Below are 14,119 nucleotides of genomic sequence, written 5' to 3'. Positions count from 1 at the left end.
GCTAGTGTTCTTTCAGCAGTGCGTCGACCGCCGCGGACAGATCCCTAAATTGCTCGACATGATTCAGCTCCACCTCATGGGTCGCAAGGGTGCGCTTGCCTTTGCCGGTGCTGACCAGCAGCGGGCGCGCGCCGACCGCCATGGCCGCTTGCACATCGCGCAGCGCATCGCCGATGACCGGAACCCCGGCGAGCGAGACCCCAAAGCGCCTTGCCAGCGACTCTAGCAACCCGGTGCGCGGCTTGCGGCAGGTGCAGCCATTGTCCGGACGATGCGGGCAGTAGGCAATGGCCTCGATGCGCGCGCCCACGGTCGCCAGTTCCCGGGTCATTTTCTGGTGAATGAGCGCGAGCTGGTCGTGATCGAACAGCCCGCGACCAATTCCGGATTGATTGGTGGCGACGGTGACCGTCCAGCCGGCGTTATTGAGCCGGGCAATCGCCTGGGGGCTGTTGGGAATGGGCTGCCATTCGTCCGGTGACTTGATGTAGGCATCCGAGTCCTGGTTGATGACGCCGTCGCGGTCGAGGATCACAAGCTTCACACTCATGCGTGCCCAGGATCTTGCTGCTGGGGATCATTTTGCCGCACGTCTTGCCGCTCGGGTTCCGGGTCATCCTTGAACGCCGAGACGCGAATGCGACCGCCGATCATGCGTGCCTGGCGCAAGTCGAGCTTGGCCATTTTGCGCCAGAAGGCGGTTTTCAGATCCACATCGGCTGAGATAGCAGTGCCGAGCAGCAGAATATAGAGATCGGCGATTTCCTCGGCCAGGTGCTCATAGGCTTTGCCCTTGGTCACACTGGCGGAGATTTCGCCAAGCTCCTCGGCCATGAGCGCGATGCGATAGACCATGTCCTCGCCGCCGGTCTCGCGCAAGCGGTGTTTGTCATGAAAGGCCTGCACGGCCGCCAGCATGGCGTCGTGGGAGTCCGGGTTTGCTGTCTGCTCAACCATTGTCAGGGTACCAGCGGGCCTATTGCAACTTGGCGATATCGGCAATGCGCAGGAACAACAGCTGGAGCTGCCCGAGCAAGGCGAGCCGATTGTCGCGCACTTGCGGATCATCGGCCATCACCATGATGGCGTCGAAAAAGGCATCGACTGCCTCGCGCAAGCCTGCCAGGGCGACCAGGGCGCCCGCGTAGTCGCCGCCGGCGAGCAGGGGTTGGAGATCGGCCTCGACCGCTGCCACGGATTGGGCCAGGGCTTGTTCCTCGGGTTCGCGCAGGGCGTTCGGATCCAGGTGGCGCGCGCTTGCTGGCGCTTTTTTCAGAATATTGGCGATGCGCTTGTTGGCGGCGGCCAGGGCGGTGGACTCGGGTAGGCGGCTGAAGGCTTCCACCGCGCGCACCCGTCGGTCGATGTCCGCGGGCGCGCTAAGTCCCAGGCTCAGCACGGCGGCGACGCGATCACTGGCGATGCCTTGATCCTGATAATAGGCCCCTAGCCGCTCCAGGCAGTAGCCCAGTACCTCATCGACCACGGCCGGCGCGTCTATGGCGGCGGGAAAGGCCTCGGCGGCCTGGTGGAGCAGGTCTTTCAGATCCAGCTCCAGCGGGATTTCAATCAGTAGCCGCAGCACCCCGATAGCGGCGCGGCGCAGGCCGTAGGGGTCTTTGACGCCGGTGGGGCGCTCGCCGATGGCGAACACGCCAACCAGGGAGTCGAGCCGGTCGGCCAGCGCCAGTGCCTGCCCGAGCGGGGTCACTGGCAGTTGGTCGCCGGCGTGACGCGGCAGGTATTGTTCCGCCATGGCCTCGGCGATGGCGGCGGACTCGCCGCCGTGCTGGGCATAGTAGCGCCCGATGATGCCCTGCAGGCTGCCGAATTCGCCCACCATGAGGGTGACCAGGTCACATTTGGCGAGCCGCGCGGCGTGCTCGGCCTCGGGGCGGTCAAGCTCCATGGGGTCGGCCATGGCGCCGAGCACTTGAGCGACACGCCCGGCGCGCTCGGCCAGGGAGCCGAGCTTGTCTTGAAACACCACATCGGCCAGCTTGGGAATGCGACTGGCAAGCGGCTCCTTGAGGTCTTGCTCCCAGAAGAAACACGCATCGGCAAAGCGCGGCGTGATGACCCGCTCGTTGCCGGCGCGCACCAGGTCCGGGGCGCGGCTGTCGATATTGCAGATAGTGATGAAACAAGGCAGCAGGGCGCCATCGGTGCCGAAGACCGGAAAGTATTTCTGGTTCTTCTGCATGGTTTCGATCAGTACCTCGGGCGGCACTTCCAGATAGGCCGCGTCGAAGCGTCCGAGCAGGGCCACCGGCCATTCGCACAGTGCCGTGACTTCATCGAGCAGTGCCTCGGTCGGGCGCGCCTGGCCGCCAGCGCTGGCGGCGAGCGCGCTGACCTGCTCGGCAATGCGTGCGCGGCGCGCGGCGAAATCCGGCTCCACCCAGCCCTGCTCGCGCAGCAGGCGGTCATAGTCGCGCGGGTGAGCGATGCTGATGGGCGCGGGGGCGTGAAAGCGATGCCCGCGAGTCTCGCGACCCATGGGTAGCCCCATCACCTCACCGGCGATGACCTGGTCGCCGAGCAGACCACAAATCCAGTGCACCGGGCGCACAAAGGCCGCATCGCCCGAGCCCCAGCGCATGCGTTTGGGAATGGGTAGGGCAGCCAGCGCCTGCTCGGTCAGTTCTGGCAGCAAGTCAGCGGCGGTGCGACCAGGGATGCGTTGCTCATACACCAGCCAGGCGCCCTTGTCGGTCTCCAGCCGGTCCAGTGCGTCGATCTCGACCCCACAGGAGCGCGCGAAACCGAGCGCGGCTTGGGTTGGCTCGCCCTCGGCATTGAAGGCCGCCGCCAGCGCCGGGCCGCGGCGGGTCTGGTGTTGATCGGGCGCGGCCAGGGCCAGCTCGGCGATGCGCAGCGCCAGTCGGCGTGGCGTGGCGAAGCTCTCGACCGCGCCATGGGCAAGCTGATGCTCGGCCAGGTGTTTGATCATGTCTTGCTGCAAGGCCTGGGCCAAACGCGGCAGGGCGACCGGGGGCAGTTCCTCGGTGCCGATTTCAATCAGTAGATCGCCGGTCGTACTGCTGGCTGTGCTCATGCGGCCCTCCGCTCGGGTTGGTCGGCGAGCATCGGAAAGCCCAGTGCCTCGCGCGACTGGTAGTAGCCAGTGGCCACCGCGCGCGCCAGGGTGCGAACACGCAGAATAAAGCGCTGCCGCTCGGTGACGGAAATGGCGCCGCGCGCATCAAGCAGATTGAACAGATGCGAGGCTTTCAGCACCTGCTCATAGGCCGGCAGCGGCAGGCCGAGTTCCGCCAGATGGCGGCTTTGGCGCTCGGCGACAGTGAATTGCTCAAAGAGCGCCGGCACCTCGGCATGCTCGAAGTTGTAGGCTGACTGCTCGACCTCGTTTTGATGATAGACATCGCCGTAGGTCACGCGCGCCTCGGGCGTCTGCTTCCATAACAGATCAAAGACATTCTCGACCCCCTGCAGGTACATGGCGATGCGTTCCAGCCCATAGGTGATCTCGCCGCTGACCGGCCGGCATTCGAGCCCGCCAACCTGCTGGAAGTAGGTGAACTGGGTCACCTCCATGCCATTGAGCCAGACCTCCCAGCCCAGCCCCCAGGCCCCCAGGGTGGGGGATTCCCAATTGTCCTCGACAAAGCGGATGTCATGTACCAGCGGGTCGATGCCCAGGGTCTTTAGCGAGTCCAGATACAGCGCTTGGATATCTGGCGGCGAGGGCTTGAGCAGCACTTGGAATTGATAGTAATGCTGCAGGCGATTGGGATTCTCGCCATAGCGCCCGTCGGTCGGACGGCGGCTGGGCTGCACATAGGCCGCGCGCCAGGGCTCGGGGCCGATGGCGCGCAGGAAGGTGGCCGGATGAAAGGTCCCGGCTCCCACTTCCATGTCATGGGGCTGCATGATCACGCAGCCGCGCTCGGCCCAGAACTGCTGCAGCCTGAGGATCAAGTCCTGAAAATCCAGTCCTTGAGCATCCGCGACCTGATGATCCCGCACAGGGGTGCTTGGCACGATAACCTCCAACCGAAACTAAGGCCAACCGAAACCGAGGCCAATGAAACCAAGAAAAGTGCATCAGTATAAAGGCTCGTTGCGTATCGCGCGCCAGCTTCAGAGCGGACGACGGCGGAAAAGCCTGTCTGAGTGGGTCTTTGTCTGGCCTCTCTGGTCAGATTTATTCGGCAGGTATCCCGCGCGGATGCGCATTCTAGCGGCAGCGCTTGGCCGCGCCCGGTTATGATAGCGCGCTGGATGGTTTCGACTGGGAGCAGTCATGGGCAGTTCTTCGCATCATCGGCACGCACGCGCCCTGTCCGGGCCAGTTGACGAGCCCAACAACGGAGCCGGCAAGGATTACGTTGACGCAAGGGCCAAGGAGCGGGTCAAGGCCATATCCCGTACCACCCTGGTGGCGGCACTGAGCAATAGCCTCCTCGCGGTGGGTAAAATCCTCTGCGGCTGGTTCGGCAATTCCCACGCACTCATTGCAGATGGGGTTCATTCAGTGTCCGATCTGGCGTCCGATCTCTTAGTCTATGTCGCCGGGCATCGCGCTGGCGAGGCCCCGGATGCTGAACACCCTTATGGACATCAGCGCTTCGAGACGGTCGCGACCCTGATCCTGGGCATCTTTCTGGCGGCTGTGGCTCTGGGGATTGCCTGGGACGCGGCCGAGCGGCTGTTCGAGCCCGAACAACTTCTACGGCCGAGCTGGTGGGCCTTGGCGGCGGCGGCTGGTTCGATTCTGGTCAATGAGGCCCTGTTTTGGTACACCCTGTTTTATGCCAAGCGGGTGCGTTCCGACATGCTGCGCGCCAATGCCTGGCATCATCGCAGCGATGCCATTTCCTCCATTGTGGTGCTCATTGGCATCGCCGGCACCTTGGCGGGCCTGAGCTACCTGGATGCGGTGGCCTCGGTGCTGGTGGCGGTGATGATCGCCAAGATCGCCTGGGATCTGGGCAGGGAGGCGGTGAGCGAATTGGTCGATGCGGGTCTCGAACCCGCCCGGGTGGGCGAAATCCGTCAGGCCATCACCGCCATTGCCGATGTGCGCAGTTTGCACATGCTCCGCACCCGCACCCACGGCGGGCAGGCCAGCGCCGATGTGCATGTGCTGGTCGATCCTTATATCAGTGTCTCCGAGGGGCACATGATCAGCGTGCTGGTCGAGAAGCGGCTCAAGGCCGGCTTCGACGAAATCAGCGAGGTGATCGTCCACATCGATCCGGAAGACGACGAGGCTCGACCGGTGCGCTCTGATCTACCATTGCGTGCCGAGGCGCTGCAACAGCTCGAGCAACTCTGCGCCGGGATTCCCGAATTCGCCGAGCGCCGACGGGTACTGCTGCATTATCTGCATGGCGCCCTGGAGGTGGAAATTCTGCTGCCGTTGAGCCTGGCAACGGGCATGGACAGCGAGGCGGAAAAGCTCGCACGGCGCATCCGTCATGCCATTGGCAAAGACCCGGTGTTTCGTCAAGCGCGGGTGTACTATGGCTGAAGACGTCATTGTTCGGCGTTTGCACTATGATGGTGCGATTGGCTGGGCTCGCTGCATGATGATGGTGCGGGCCTGCCCGGTGTGCTGCTGGCTACCGAGCTCGGCTGGCTCAGACTCGGGCCAGATTTGGGCCAGACTCGAGCCAGACTCGAGCCATGCGCGACAACGCTGGCCCTTGCTCGCTAGTGGCACGATCTCTGCTAGTTTCCGATCCAGTTGTTCGCGTAAGCTGATATTGCCGGCAGCCCTTGGCGTGAAACATGGGTTTCATTCTCCGGGTTGGCAGGGGGTCCATGAGCCCTGGGCTATTGTCCGCGCCATTGTTAGGACGAATGGGCCGGACTCGCGCCTGGCAACGCCCTGGACGCTATCATGCTGGCGCAAGCCTTATTTGGTTCCAGCCGCCTGTGTTCGTCAGAATACGCACGAGGCTGGGGCCGTTCCCCGAAACTCACTGACCTGCGCTTGCAGAACCAAGGGAGAATTGCTAGATGTCCGCAAAGGTGTTGAAACTCATTGAAGACGAGGACGTGAAGTTTGTCGACCTGCGCTTCACCGACAGCCGTGGTAAGGAGCAGCACGTCTCGCTGCCCGCCTCCAAGGCGAATGAAAGCCTGTTCCAGGATGGCAAGATGTTCGACGGCTCCTCCATCGCCGGCTGGAAGGGCATCGAGGCCTCCGACATGGTGCTGATGCCAGAGCCCGATACAGCGGTGATGGACCCCTTCACCGATGAAAAAACCCTGATCATCCGCTGCGATATCCTTGAGCCCGCTACTATGCAGGGCTATGAGCGTGATCCGCGCTCGGTCGCCAAGCGCGCCGAGGCCTACCTGAAGTCCACCGGCATTGCCGACACGGCCTTTTTTGGTCCCGAGCCCGAGTTTTTCGTGCTCGATGACGTGCGCTGGGGCGCAAGCATTAGCGGCGCCTTCTACAAGATCGATTCCGAGGAGGCGGTGTGGAACTCCGAACGGGTGTTCGAGGACGGCAACATGGGTCACCGTCCCAGTGTGAAAGGTGGCTACTTCCCCGTGCCACCAGTCGATTCCCTGCATGATCTGCGCTCCGCCATGTGTCTGGCGATGGAAGAAATGGGCCTCACGGTCGAGGTGCACCATCACGAGGTTGCCACTGCCGGCCAATGCGAAATCGGCACCGAGTTCTCGACTCTGGTGAAGCGTGCCGACATGAATCAGATCCTGAAATATTGCGTGCAGAACGTGGCGCATTCCTACGGCAAGACCGCGACCTTCATGCCCAAGCCATTGGTAGGCGACAACGGTAACGGCATGCATGTGCACCAGTCCCTGGGCAAGGATGGCAAGAACATCTTCAGCGGCGACAAGTACGCCGGTCTGTCGGAAACGGCCCTTTATTATATTGGCGGCATTATCAAGCACGCGCGTGCGCTCAATGCCTTCACCAATGCGTCCACCAACTCCTACAAGCGTCTGGTGCCGGGCTTCGAGGCGCCGGTCATGCTGGCGTATTCCGCCAAGAACCGCTCGGCTTCGGTGCGTATCCCACACGATGCCAACCCCAAGGCCGCGCGTATCGAGGTACGTTTCCCGGATAGCACCGGCAACCCCTATCTGTCCTTTGCCGCCATGATGATGGCCGGTCTTGATGGCATCCAGAACAAGATCCACCCGGGCGAGCCCATGGACAAGGATCTCTACGACCTGCCGCCGGAAGAAGAAAAGGCCATTCCGCAGGTGTGCTACGCACTTGACCAAGCGCTCGACGCGCTCGACAAGGACCGCGAATTCCTCACCGCCGGCGGCGTCTTTACCGACGATGTGATCGACGGCTACATCAAACTCAAGATGGATGAGGTCACCCGTCTGCGCATGACGACCCACCCGGTGGAGTTTGATCTTTACTACAGCCTTTAATGGCACAGGTTCGCGGGTGTCGCCCAGGTGGCTCCGCGATCCACGACCTGGAAATGAGCCCGCGTGCCTGACCGGCCGCGGGTTTTTTTTGGCGGACGGACTTGGGCGGCATTGATAGGTCCATCGTAAATGGGTTTTCGGTTTTGGGCCGACACCCGGTCAACATCAAGCCGAACTTCAGTGTGGGTTGGGTATACTTGGTTGTTCACCAGCGTTGTCGCGTCCTGGTATCTGCACTAAGATTCAGGCTATCCAATCAATGCCGATGAGGGCGTCGCCATGCCACCCTGTTTCGTGATGACCAAGCGTGCGCGGGTATCAGCCAGGCCTCTATATCGCCTGGCCGCCGTGCTGCTCCTCAGCCTCCCGGTTTGGGCAGGCGCTGGAACCTACAAGGGCGTCGATGCGCAGGGACGCGTGATCTACTCGGATCAGCCACTTCCAAATGCCGAGCCAATCGTTCTGCCAACCAGGCCAATTCCGCCAGCGGCCGAAGAAGACACCCCAAACAATGCACGCGATGGCGCTATGCTGGGGCCTTACCAGCAGTTCGAGGTGTTGGCGCCGACCTTGGGCCAGACCCTGGAGGTGGCGGATGGCAGGGTAAAGGTGAGCTTGATGCTGGACCCGCCGCTCGCGCCGGACCACAGACTGCAAGTGCGGGTAGACGGGGCCCCGGTGGCTGGTCTGGATGGGCGCACCCAGTTTGTCCTGCAGGGCTTGTCCGCGGGCAGTCATCAACTCCAGGCGGAGATTCTCGACGCAACAGGGGCAACTGTAGCCCAGGCCGCCGGGGTGTTCTTCAATCTGCGACTGTCGCCGGGGCCGGAAGCCGGCGACTGATCACAAGGCTTGACCTCGACCGGAGCTTCTGGCACCTGATCTTCTGCACGGTTTTGGTGCGATTTCTTGGTCGAGAAATCGGCGCCTCGGCCTGGCTTGCGACTGCAGCGGCGCCCATCCTAGGCCTTGGGTCTTGGCCCGGACAGCTTGGCGCGGTAATTGCTTAACCCTTTGCGTGTCCACCCTGTCTGCATGGTCTTCAATGGGTCTGATCCGGGATTCTGGCCCGGGATTCTGTCCAGGCTGATTGCGGACAGGTCCAATATTGACTCATCTGATCGACACGACGAATCGACCCATTCCGACGTGGGATGCCGTGCATCCGCAAGAGGATTTTTCCTCCCGCCATGAAGAAGCGAGCTCCAATGGCCACACGAGTGGACCCGCGCATAGCTGAGCGGGTGCTCGACAACATGAATGCGGCCATGCTGCTGTTCGACCGCGATCTGCGTCTGCGCTATATCAATCCCGCGGGCGAAACCTTGCTGTCCGTCAGTGCCAAAGCGGTGCTGGGGTTGCCCGCTGGTGATTTGGTGCCCTGTCCGCCGCAACCCGTGGAGGAACGCCTGCGTGCCACCCTCGATACCCGCCATCCCTATACCGAACGTGAGGTTGAGCTGACGCGCGCGGACGGTCAGGCAATTCGCGTCAATTGCACTGTGCTTCCCTTGCATCAGGGCGAGGCGCCAAACGAACTCCTGATGGAGTTGTATCAGGTTGACCGTCAGATCCGCATCACTCGCGAGGAGCATCTGCTCGCTCAGCACCAGGCCAGTCAGGCGCTGCTGCGCGGCCTGGCGCATGAAATCAAAAACCCCCTTGGCGGCCTGCGCGGCGCGGCGCAACTGCTCGAGCGTGAACTGCCGAATCCCGAACTGCGCGAATACACCCGTATCATCATCGACGAGGCCGACCGTCTGCAGAAGCTGCTCAACCGCATGCTGGGCCCCAATCAGTTGCCGCAACTCAGTCAGGTGAATATTCATCATGTCCTTGAGCATGTGCGCGGCCTCATTGTCGCCGAATTTCCGCATGGCCCCAGGCTGGTGCGTGATTATGACCCCAGCATTCCGCACTTCGAGGCTGACAATGAGCGCTTGATTCAGGCGCTGCTGAATATCGTGCGCAATGGCGCGGAGGCCGCCGGTGAGAAAGGCCGTTTGACGCTGCGCACACGTGTGCTTAGGCAGTTCACCATTGGTAATTTGCGCTATCGTCTGGTGCTTTGTATCGAGGTGGAAGACAACGGACCCGGAATCCCCGAGGATCTGCAGGATCGGATCTTCTTCCCCATGGTCTCCGGCCGCGCCGGCGGTACTGGGCTTGGCCTGCCGATTGCTCAGGAACTGATCAATCAGCACGGGGGATTGATCGAATGCGAGAGCCGCCCCCGAAAAACCCAATTTCTCGTTTACCTACCGCTGAAACATGCCGATGAACAGGCCACCTCGGATCTGGGTGATAGATGACGACCGCTCCATCCGTTGGGTGCTCGAACGCGCCCTGCGCCAGGAGCACATGGATGTCACCAGCTTCTCCAATGGAGTCGGGGTGATGGACAACCTGGAGCGCGAGCAGCCAGATGTCATTCTGTCCGACATCCGCATGCCCGGCATTGATGGACTCGAGCTCCTGCGTCAGATCACCGCCAAGCACCCGGGGCTACCGGTGATTATCATGACTGCCCACTCGGACCTCGACAGCGCCGTGTCATCCTTTGACAGCGGCGCTTTCGAGTATCTGCCCAAGCCCTTCGATATCGACGATGCCATCGATCAGGTGCGGCGTGCCTGCCGTCGCCAGTCCGATGCTGAGGGTGTGCAGGCGGCCCTGGATCAGACCCCGGAGATTATCGGAGAAGCGGCCTCCATGCAGGAGGTGTTCCGCGCCATCGGTCGGCTGGCAAAATCCAACATTACGGTGCTGATTAATGGCGAATCCGGCACCGGCAAGGAGTTGGTCGCGCGCGCCCTGCATCGTCACAGTCCGCGTGCGAAAGCTCCCTTCATCGCACTCAATATGGCTGCCATCCCACGCGATTTGATGGAATCAGAGCTCTTTGGCCACGAGCGCGGCGCCTTCACCGGTGCCCAAACGCGCCGCGAGGGGCGCTTTGAGCAGGCCGATGGTGGCACTCTGTTTCTGGATGAAATCGGCGACATGCCAGCCGAGTTGCAGACCCGGCTGCTGCGGGTACTGGCTGATGGGGAATTTTATCGCGTCGGCGGGCTCTCGCCCATCAAGGTGGACGTGCGTATCATCGCTGCCACCCACCAAAATCTGCAGGATTTGGTGCGGCACGGCAGCTTTCGCGAGGATCTTTTTCATCGACTCAATGTCATTCGCATTCATCTGCCGGCACTGCGCGAGCGGCGCGAGGATATCGCACTGCTGATGCGCGCTTTTCTCGCCCAGGCCGCCAGGGAGCTCAACTGCGAACCCAAGTTACTGGCCAGCGACGCGACCGAGCGGCTGGAGAACCTCGACTGGCCCGGCAATGTGCGCCAGCTTGAGAATACCGCCCGCTGGCTCACCGTGATGGCCTCAACCAAGGAAATCCATGTCGAGGACCTGCCACCGGACCTGGGCGCGACCGAGAGCCGTGCTCTGTCACAGAATGAGTCCTGGGAAGGCGCCTTGCGCAATTGGGCTAAGCGGATGTTGCGCAACGGTCAACAGGATCTACTCGCTTCCGCGTTGCCAACATTTGAACGTGTGATGATCGAAGTGGCACTGGAATTCACTGGCGGTCGCCGTCAGGAAGCCGCGCGTTTGCTCGGATGGGGGCGCAATACCCTAACGCGCAAAATCAAAGAACTTGGCATGGAAGGGGGCGAGGGCACGCGCGTGTCTATTCCTGACTGAACCCGGCCTAACTCAAGCCAGGGAGGCCCGTTCAGGGTGCGTCTTACTGCTTGAAAATACGCCGCTCGCACAGATTCTGTGCCAATGTGGCAGTGCCCGCGGTCATCGCCATTCTCCAGCGACCGGTTGAGTCAGTCGGCTCGGCCAGTGCTGCCATCATAAACCAGTGCCACCATTGAAGAGAGGAGCATCCTATTGGACGCCAGTAGTATCCAGATTTCCGGTAGCGAAATCGCCGGGGTATCCCAGGATGCCCAGCTCGAGGGAGAGAGGAACTTTCGCCTTCAATTCACCCGTGCGCTCATCCTCAAGACCATGACGGGTTCGGCTGAACAGACTTTGTGGTGGCAGGCTGGGGAGTTGCTGATCGGCGAGGTGGAGCAGATTGAGGGCGAGTTGCCGGATGGTCCCTTCGTATGCGAGCGCAGTGATATTGATGACAATCAATATACCTATCGGAATATGATTCCAATCCCGCTAAAAAGTCATGGCCGGATTCGCTTGGAGCTCCATGTGCGTGATCGCGATGTGCCGCTGGTTGTCATCGGCGCGACCATCGAACTGGTGCTTCGCGACACGCCCAAGTACATAGAGCACATTCGCCCGGATACAATCTTGTAGATGCGCCCCGCAGATTCGCATTGATGTGCCCCAGTCTATCGCGAGGTCTGGCGGGATCAGCGATCCCGCCGAAAGATAATCTTCACTTGTATTAGCCGCGACTTATCTTCAGAGCCGCGTCTTTGCATATACAGTCAGCTGCATGAAAGTCAGCGGGATGAGCCAACAATCTGGTGCGCCAGGTCGACCACGCGGTTAGCCATGTCGTTGTATTCATGACGAAAGTTGGCCAGAAGTCCATCTTTTGACGCCCAGTAATCCTTGCCCGAGATGCCATGCTCATGCTCGTGGTCGATGAACTGCTTCTGCATCATCAGCATTTTTTCAATCAGTTGTTGCTTTTCTTGCTTCAAGACGGCGACGTCGGTCATTGGTTCCACTCCTGAGGGTGCGGCAGTCGGCGGGCAACGCCGGATACCGAATCAGAAAAAAGCCTGTGAACTTTGTGGTCCAGCCTATAGCGGACAGGCTGGAAGGCAGGCCGTTGAGAGACACTAGCGCAGGTGCATCAGGGGATGCGGATACAGCCGATGTTTGTTGGCACAGCGACCTGATCATCCCGAGAAATCTACAAGCAAATACTATAGCACAGCCGTCAGATAAGCGGTCAAGCGGGCCTTAAACGGCGTGCCTTCGTTTGCTTGCAACTTGAATGCTGCAGGAGAATAGACGGATTTCGCAAAAGTGGTAGATATTTGTCGCCTTTCGGCGACTAATCGTTCGCAAGCGCAACATTCGCTTGCGCCGGCGGCTGTTTGAAACCTGCAATATGCCGCGCAACAATAGAGGTTCAACATTTGGCACTCTTGTTGGATATTCTGCTCTATGAGCCGGAAATTCCGCCCAATACCGGGAATATCATGCGGCTGTGCGCCAATGTCGGGGCGCGTCTGCACCTGATCAAACCCTTGGGCTTCACACTGGAAGACCGGCTGATGCGTCGTGCTGGCCTCGATTACCCTGACTGGTCGCGGGTGACGACCCATGACTCCCTGGCGGCCTGTCTGGACGCAGTGCGGCCGCCAAGGCTGTTCGCGCTCAGCACCCGGGGTGGGCGTTGTTACGCCGAAGTTGACTTCCGCGCCGGGGACTCGCTATTGTTTGGTCCCGAGACACGGGGTTTGCCGGATGAGGTGTTGGCTGCCTTGAGCGCTGACAGACGCCTGCGCATCCCGATGCGTCCGGGCAATCGCAGCTTAAATCTGTCCAACGCGGTGGCCCTGGTGGCCTACGAGGTCTGGCGCCAGAGTGGTTTTGCCGGCGAGGACGGCTAGCCCTGGGTCTGGGCCTGAATCTGGATCCTCAGTTTCAGCTTCTAATACCTGTTGTTCAGTCCAGTTCATGCTTGCCTGAGCGCTCCAGTAGTCGGGTGGTGGCTTCCTGCGGGGTTCGGCCCTGGTAGAGCACGGCGTGGACCTGCTCGCAGATGGGCATATCCACCTGATGAATGGCGGCAAGTTTGTGTACGGCGGTCGCGGTGATCACCCCTTCCACCTCCTGACCAATGCCAGCCATGGCCTGGTCGAGCGACTGCCCGGCTGCCAGTGCTAGCCCGAGGCGCCGGTTGCGAGATTGATTGTCGGTGCAGGTCAGTACCAGATCGCCTAGGCCCGCAAGACCCATGAAGGTCTCGCGTCTGCCACCAAGTGCGCGGCCCAGGCGGATGAGTTCTGCCAGGCCGCGGGTGATCAGCGCCGAACGGGTGTTGGCACCGAAGCCCAAGCCATCGGCGATGCCAGTGGCAATTGCAAGCACATTCTTGGCTGCGCCGCCGACCTGCACGCCAATTAGATCGTCATGACGATAGGTGCGGAAGCGCTCACCATGGAATAATCCGGCGAGTTTCCGCGCATAGGCGTCGCTGGTGGCGGCCAGGGTCACGGCGGTTGGTAGCCCTTTGGCCACCTCGCCGGCAAAGCTGGGGCCTGAGAGTACGCCAAGCTCGCGCCCGGGTGCTTGTTCACGGATGACTTCATGCAGCAGGCGACCCCGTTCCGGGTCAAATCCCTTGGTCGCCCAACCGACGCCCATTTCGGCGGGTAGCAGCGGCAACAGGTGACTTGCCACCCGGGCGAAAAACTGACTCGGTACCGCTATGATGATCGCACTGGCACCCGCCACCGCCGCGTTGAGATCGCTGACCGGCTCGAGCGTCTCTGGTAGCGCAAAGCCGGGCAGAAAGTCGCGGTTCTCGCGCGACTCGAGCATGCGCTCCATCTGCGCGGGTTCATGCCCCCAGAGGCGCACCCGATGGCCGTTGCGGCACAACTGCAGGGCCAGTGCGGTGCCCCAGGAGCCGGCGCCGATCATTGCCACTGTTGTCATGGTCATTCTCGTCGGGTTGGGTCAGTTGCGCGATTCCGCCATGGGCCTTGCCGTGGGCCCCCTTGCCGTG

The 14,119-nt window shown here is 61.5% G+C and carries 13 protein-coding genes; 7 read left to right on the top strand and 6 right to left on the bottom strand.

Going from position 1 to position 14,119, the window contains the following annotated elements; translation table 11 throughout:
- Position 1 precedes the first annotated feature (1 nt).
- Genes gmhB through glyQ form a run of 4 tightly spaced genes read right to left on the bottom strand, consistent with a single transcriptional unit; the run spans position 2 to position 4,005 of the window.
- Positions 2 to 550: a D-glycero-beta-D-manno-heptose 1,7-bisphosphate 7-phosphatase gene (gene gmhB, locus Thiowin_RS23510; RefSeq protein WP_328985403.1), complete on the bottom strand. Its 549-nt coding sequence runs from the start codon at positions 548 to 550 to the stop codon at positions 2 to 4.
- A complete protein-coding gene (locus tag Thiowin_RS23505) occupies positions 547 to 957 on the bottom strand; it encodes a nucleoside triphosphate pyrophosphohydrolase family protein (protein ID WP_328985402.1) in 411 nt (136 codons plus the stop codon). Before Thiowin_RS23505 ends, gmhB begins: the two co-directional genes overlap by 4 nt.
- Before the next feature lie 19 nt (positions 958 to 976).
- Positions 977 to 3,058, bottom strand: a complete 2,082-nt coding sequence (gene glyS, locus Thiowin_RS23500; protein WP_328985401.1) for a glycine--tRNA ligase subunit beta — start codon at positions 3,056 to 3,058, stop codon at positions 977 to 979.
- Positions 3,055 to 4,005, bottom strand: a complete 951-nt coding sequence (gene glyQ / locus Thiowin_RS23495) for a glycine--tRNA ligase subunit alpha (protein ID WP_408034131.1) — start codon at positions 4,003 to 4,005, stop codon at positions 3,055 to 3,057. Before glyQ ends, glyS begins: the two co-directional genes overlap by 4 nt.
- Before the next feature lie 262 nt (positions 4,006 to 4,267).
- Between glyQ and Thiowin_RS23490 the strand changes: the two genes are divergently transcribed.
- From Thiowin_RS23490 to Thiowin_RS23465, 6 genes are all read left to right on the top strand, one after another.
- Positions 4,268 to 5,497 carry a cation diffusion facilitator family transporter gene (locus Thiowin_RS23490; RefSeq protein ID WP_328985400.1) on the top strand — a complete coding sequence of 410 codons (1,230 nt, stop codon included), beginning with the start codon at positions 4,268 to 4,270 and terminating at the stop codon, positions 5,495 to 5,497.
- Between the two features lie 491 nt (positions 5,498 to 5,988).
- Positions 5,989 to 7,395 (top strand): glutamate--ammonia ligase, encoded by a 1,407-nt coding sequence (glnA, locus tag Thiowin_RS23485; RefSeq protein WP_328985399.1) that lies wholly within the window; start codon positions 5,989 to 5,991, stop codon positions 7,393 to 7,395.
- Positions 7,396 to 7,674: 279 nt separating this feature from the next.
- Positions 7,675 to 8,238, top strand: a complete 564-nt coding sequence (locus tag Thiowin_RS23480; RefSeq protein WP_328985398.1) for a DUF4124 domain-containing protein — start codon at positions 7,675 to 7,677, stop codon at positions 8,236 to 8,238.
- A 365-nt stretch (positions 8,239 to 8,603) separates the two neighbouring features.
- Positions 8,604 to 9,707, top strand: coding sequence for a nitrogen regulation protein NR(II) (gene glnL, locus Thiowin_RS23475; protein WP_328985397.1), 1,104 nt, complete (start codon positions 8,604 to 8,606; stop codon positions 9,705 to 9,707).
- Complete coding sequence (gene ntrC / locus Thiowin_RS23470; protein WP_328985396.1) at positions 9,673 to 11,103, top strand: nitrogen regulation protein NR(I); 1,431 nt, start codon at positions 9,673 to 9,675, stop codon at positions 11,101 to 11,103. Before glnL ends, ntrC begins: the two co-directional genes overlap by 35 nt.
- Positions 11,104 to 11,298: 195 nt before the next feature.
- Entirely contained in the window at positions 11,299 to 11,724 is a 426-nt protein-coding gene (locus tag Thiowin_RS23465; protein ID WP_328985395.1) for a hypothetical protein, read from the top strand.
- 149 nt (positions 11,725 to 11,873) lie between these two features.
- Here Thiowin_RS23465 and Thiowin_RS23460 read toward each other — a convergent pair whose 3' ends face one another.
- On the bottom strand, positions 11,874 to 12,095 hold the full coding sequence (locus Thiowin_RS23460) for a hypothetical protein (RefSeq protein ID WP_328985394.1): 222 nt from the start codon (positions 12,093 to 12,095) through the stop codon (positions 11,874 to 11,876).
- A gap of 435 nt (positions 12,096 to 12,530) precedes the next feature.
- Here Thiowin_RS23460 and Thiowin_RS23455 point away from each other — a divergent pair, with 435 nt between their 5' ends.
- Positions 12,531 to 12,998, top strand: coding sequence for a tRNA (cytidine(34)-2'-O)-methyltransferase (locus Thiowin_RS23455; protein ID WP_328988154.1), 468 nt, complete (start codon positions 12,531 to 12,533; stop codon positions 12,996 to 12,998).
- Positions 12,999 to 13,053: 55 nt separating this feature from the next.
- Here the strand turns inward: Thiowin_RS23455 and Thiowin_RS23450 are convergent, their stop codons facing one another.
- A complete protein-coding gene (locus Thiowin_RS23450; RefSeq protein WP_328985393.1) occupies positions 13,054 to 14,049 on the bottom strand; it encodes an NAD(P)H-dependent glycerol-3-phosphate dehydrogenase in 996 nt (331 codons plus the stop codon).
- Between the last annotated feature and the right edge of the window lie 70 nt (positions 14,050 to 14,119).

Source organism: Thiorhodovibrio winogradskyi (assembly GCF_036208045.1).
Lineage (GTDB): Bacteria > Pseudomonadota > Gammaproteobacteria > Chromatiales > Chromatiaceae > Thiorhodovibrio > Thiorhodovibrio winogradskyi.
The sequence above is the reverse complement of the archived record's forward strand: the minus strand, read 5'-3'. Positions and strand labels throughout refer to the sequence as shown.

What these genes read in the sequence shown, in the direction of transcription:
- Thiowin_RS23505 (WP_328985402.1), bottom strand. Translation starts at nt 957, where the DNA reads ATGGTTGAGCAGACAGCAAACCCGGACTCCCACGACGCCATGCTGGCG.
- Thiowin_RS23480 (WP_328985398.1), top strand. Translation starts at nt 7,675, where the DNA reads ATGCCACCCTGTTTCGTGATGACCAAGCGTGCGCGGGTATCAGCCAGG.
- gmhB (WP_328985403.1), bottom strand. Translation starts at nt 550, where the DNA reads ATGAGTGTGAAGCTTGTGATCCTCGACCGCGACGGCGTCATCAACCAG.
- glyS (WP_328985401.1), bottom strand. Translation starts at nt 3,058, where the DNA reads ATGAGCACAGCCAGCAGTACGACCGGCGATCTACTGATTGAAATCGGC.
- Thiowin_RS23450 (WP_328985393.1), bottom strand. Translation starts at nt 14,049, where the DNA reads ATGACAACAGTGGCAATGATCGGCGCCGGCTCCTGGGGCACCGCACTG.
- Thiowin_RS23460 (WP_328985394.1), bottom strand. Translation starts at nt 12,095, where the DNA reads ATGACCGACGTCGCCGTCTTGAAGCAAGAAAAGCAACAACTGATTGAA.
- glnA (WP_328985399.1), top strand. Translation starts at nt 5,989, where the DNA reads ATGTCCGCAAAGGTGTTGAAACTCATTGAAGACGAGGACGTGAAGTTT.
- Thiowin_RS23490 (WP_328985400.1), top strand. Translation starts at nt 4,268, where the DNA reads ATGGGCAGTTCTTCGCATCATCGGCACGCACGCGCCCTGTCCGGGCCA.
- ntrC (WP_328985396.1), top strand. Translation starts at nt 9,673, where the DNA reads ATGAACAGGCCACCTCGGATCTGGGTGATAGATGACGACCGCTCCATC.
- glnL (WP_328985397.1), top strand. Translation starts at nt 8,604, where the DNA reads ATGGCCACACGAGTGGACCCGCGCATAGCTGAGCGGGTGCTCGACAAC.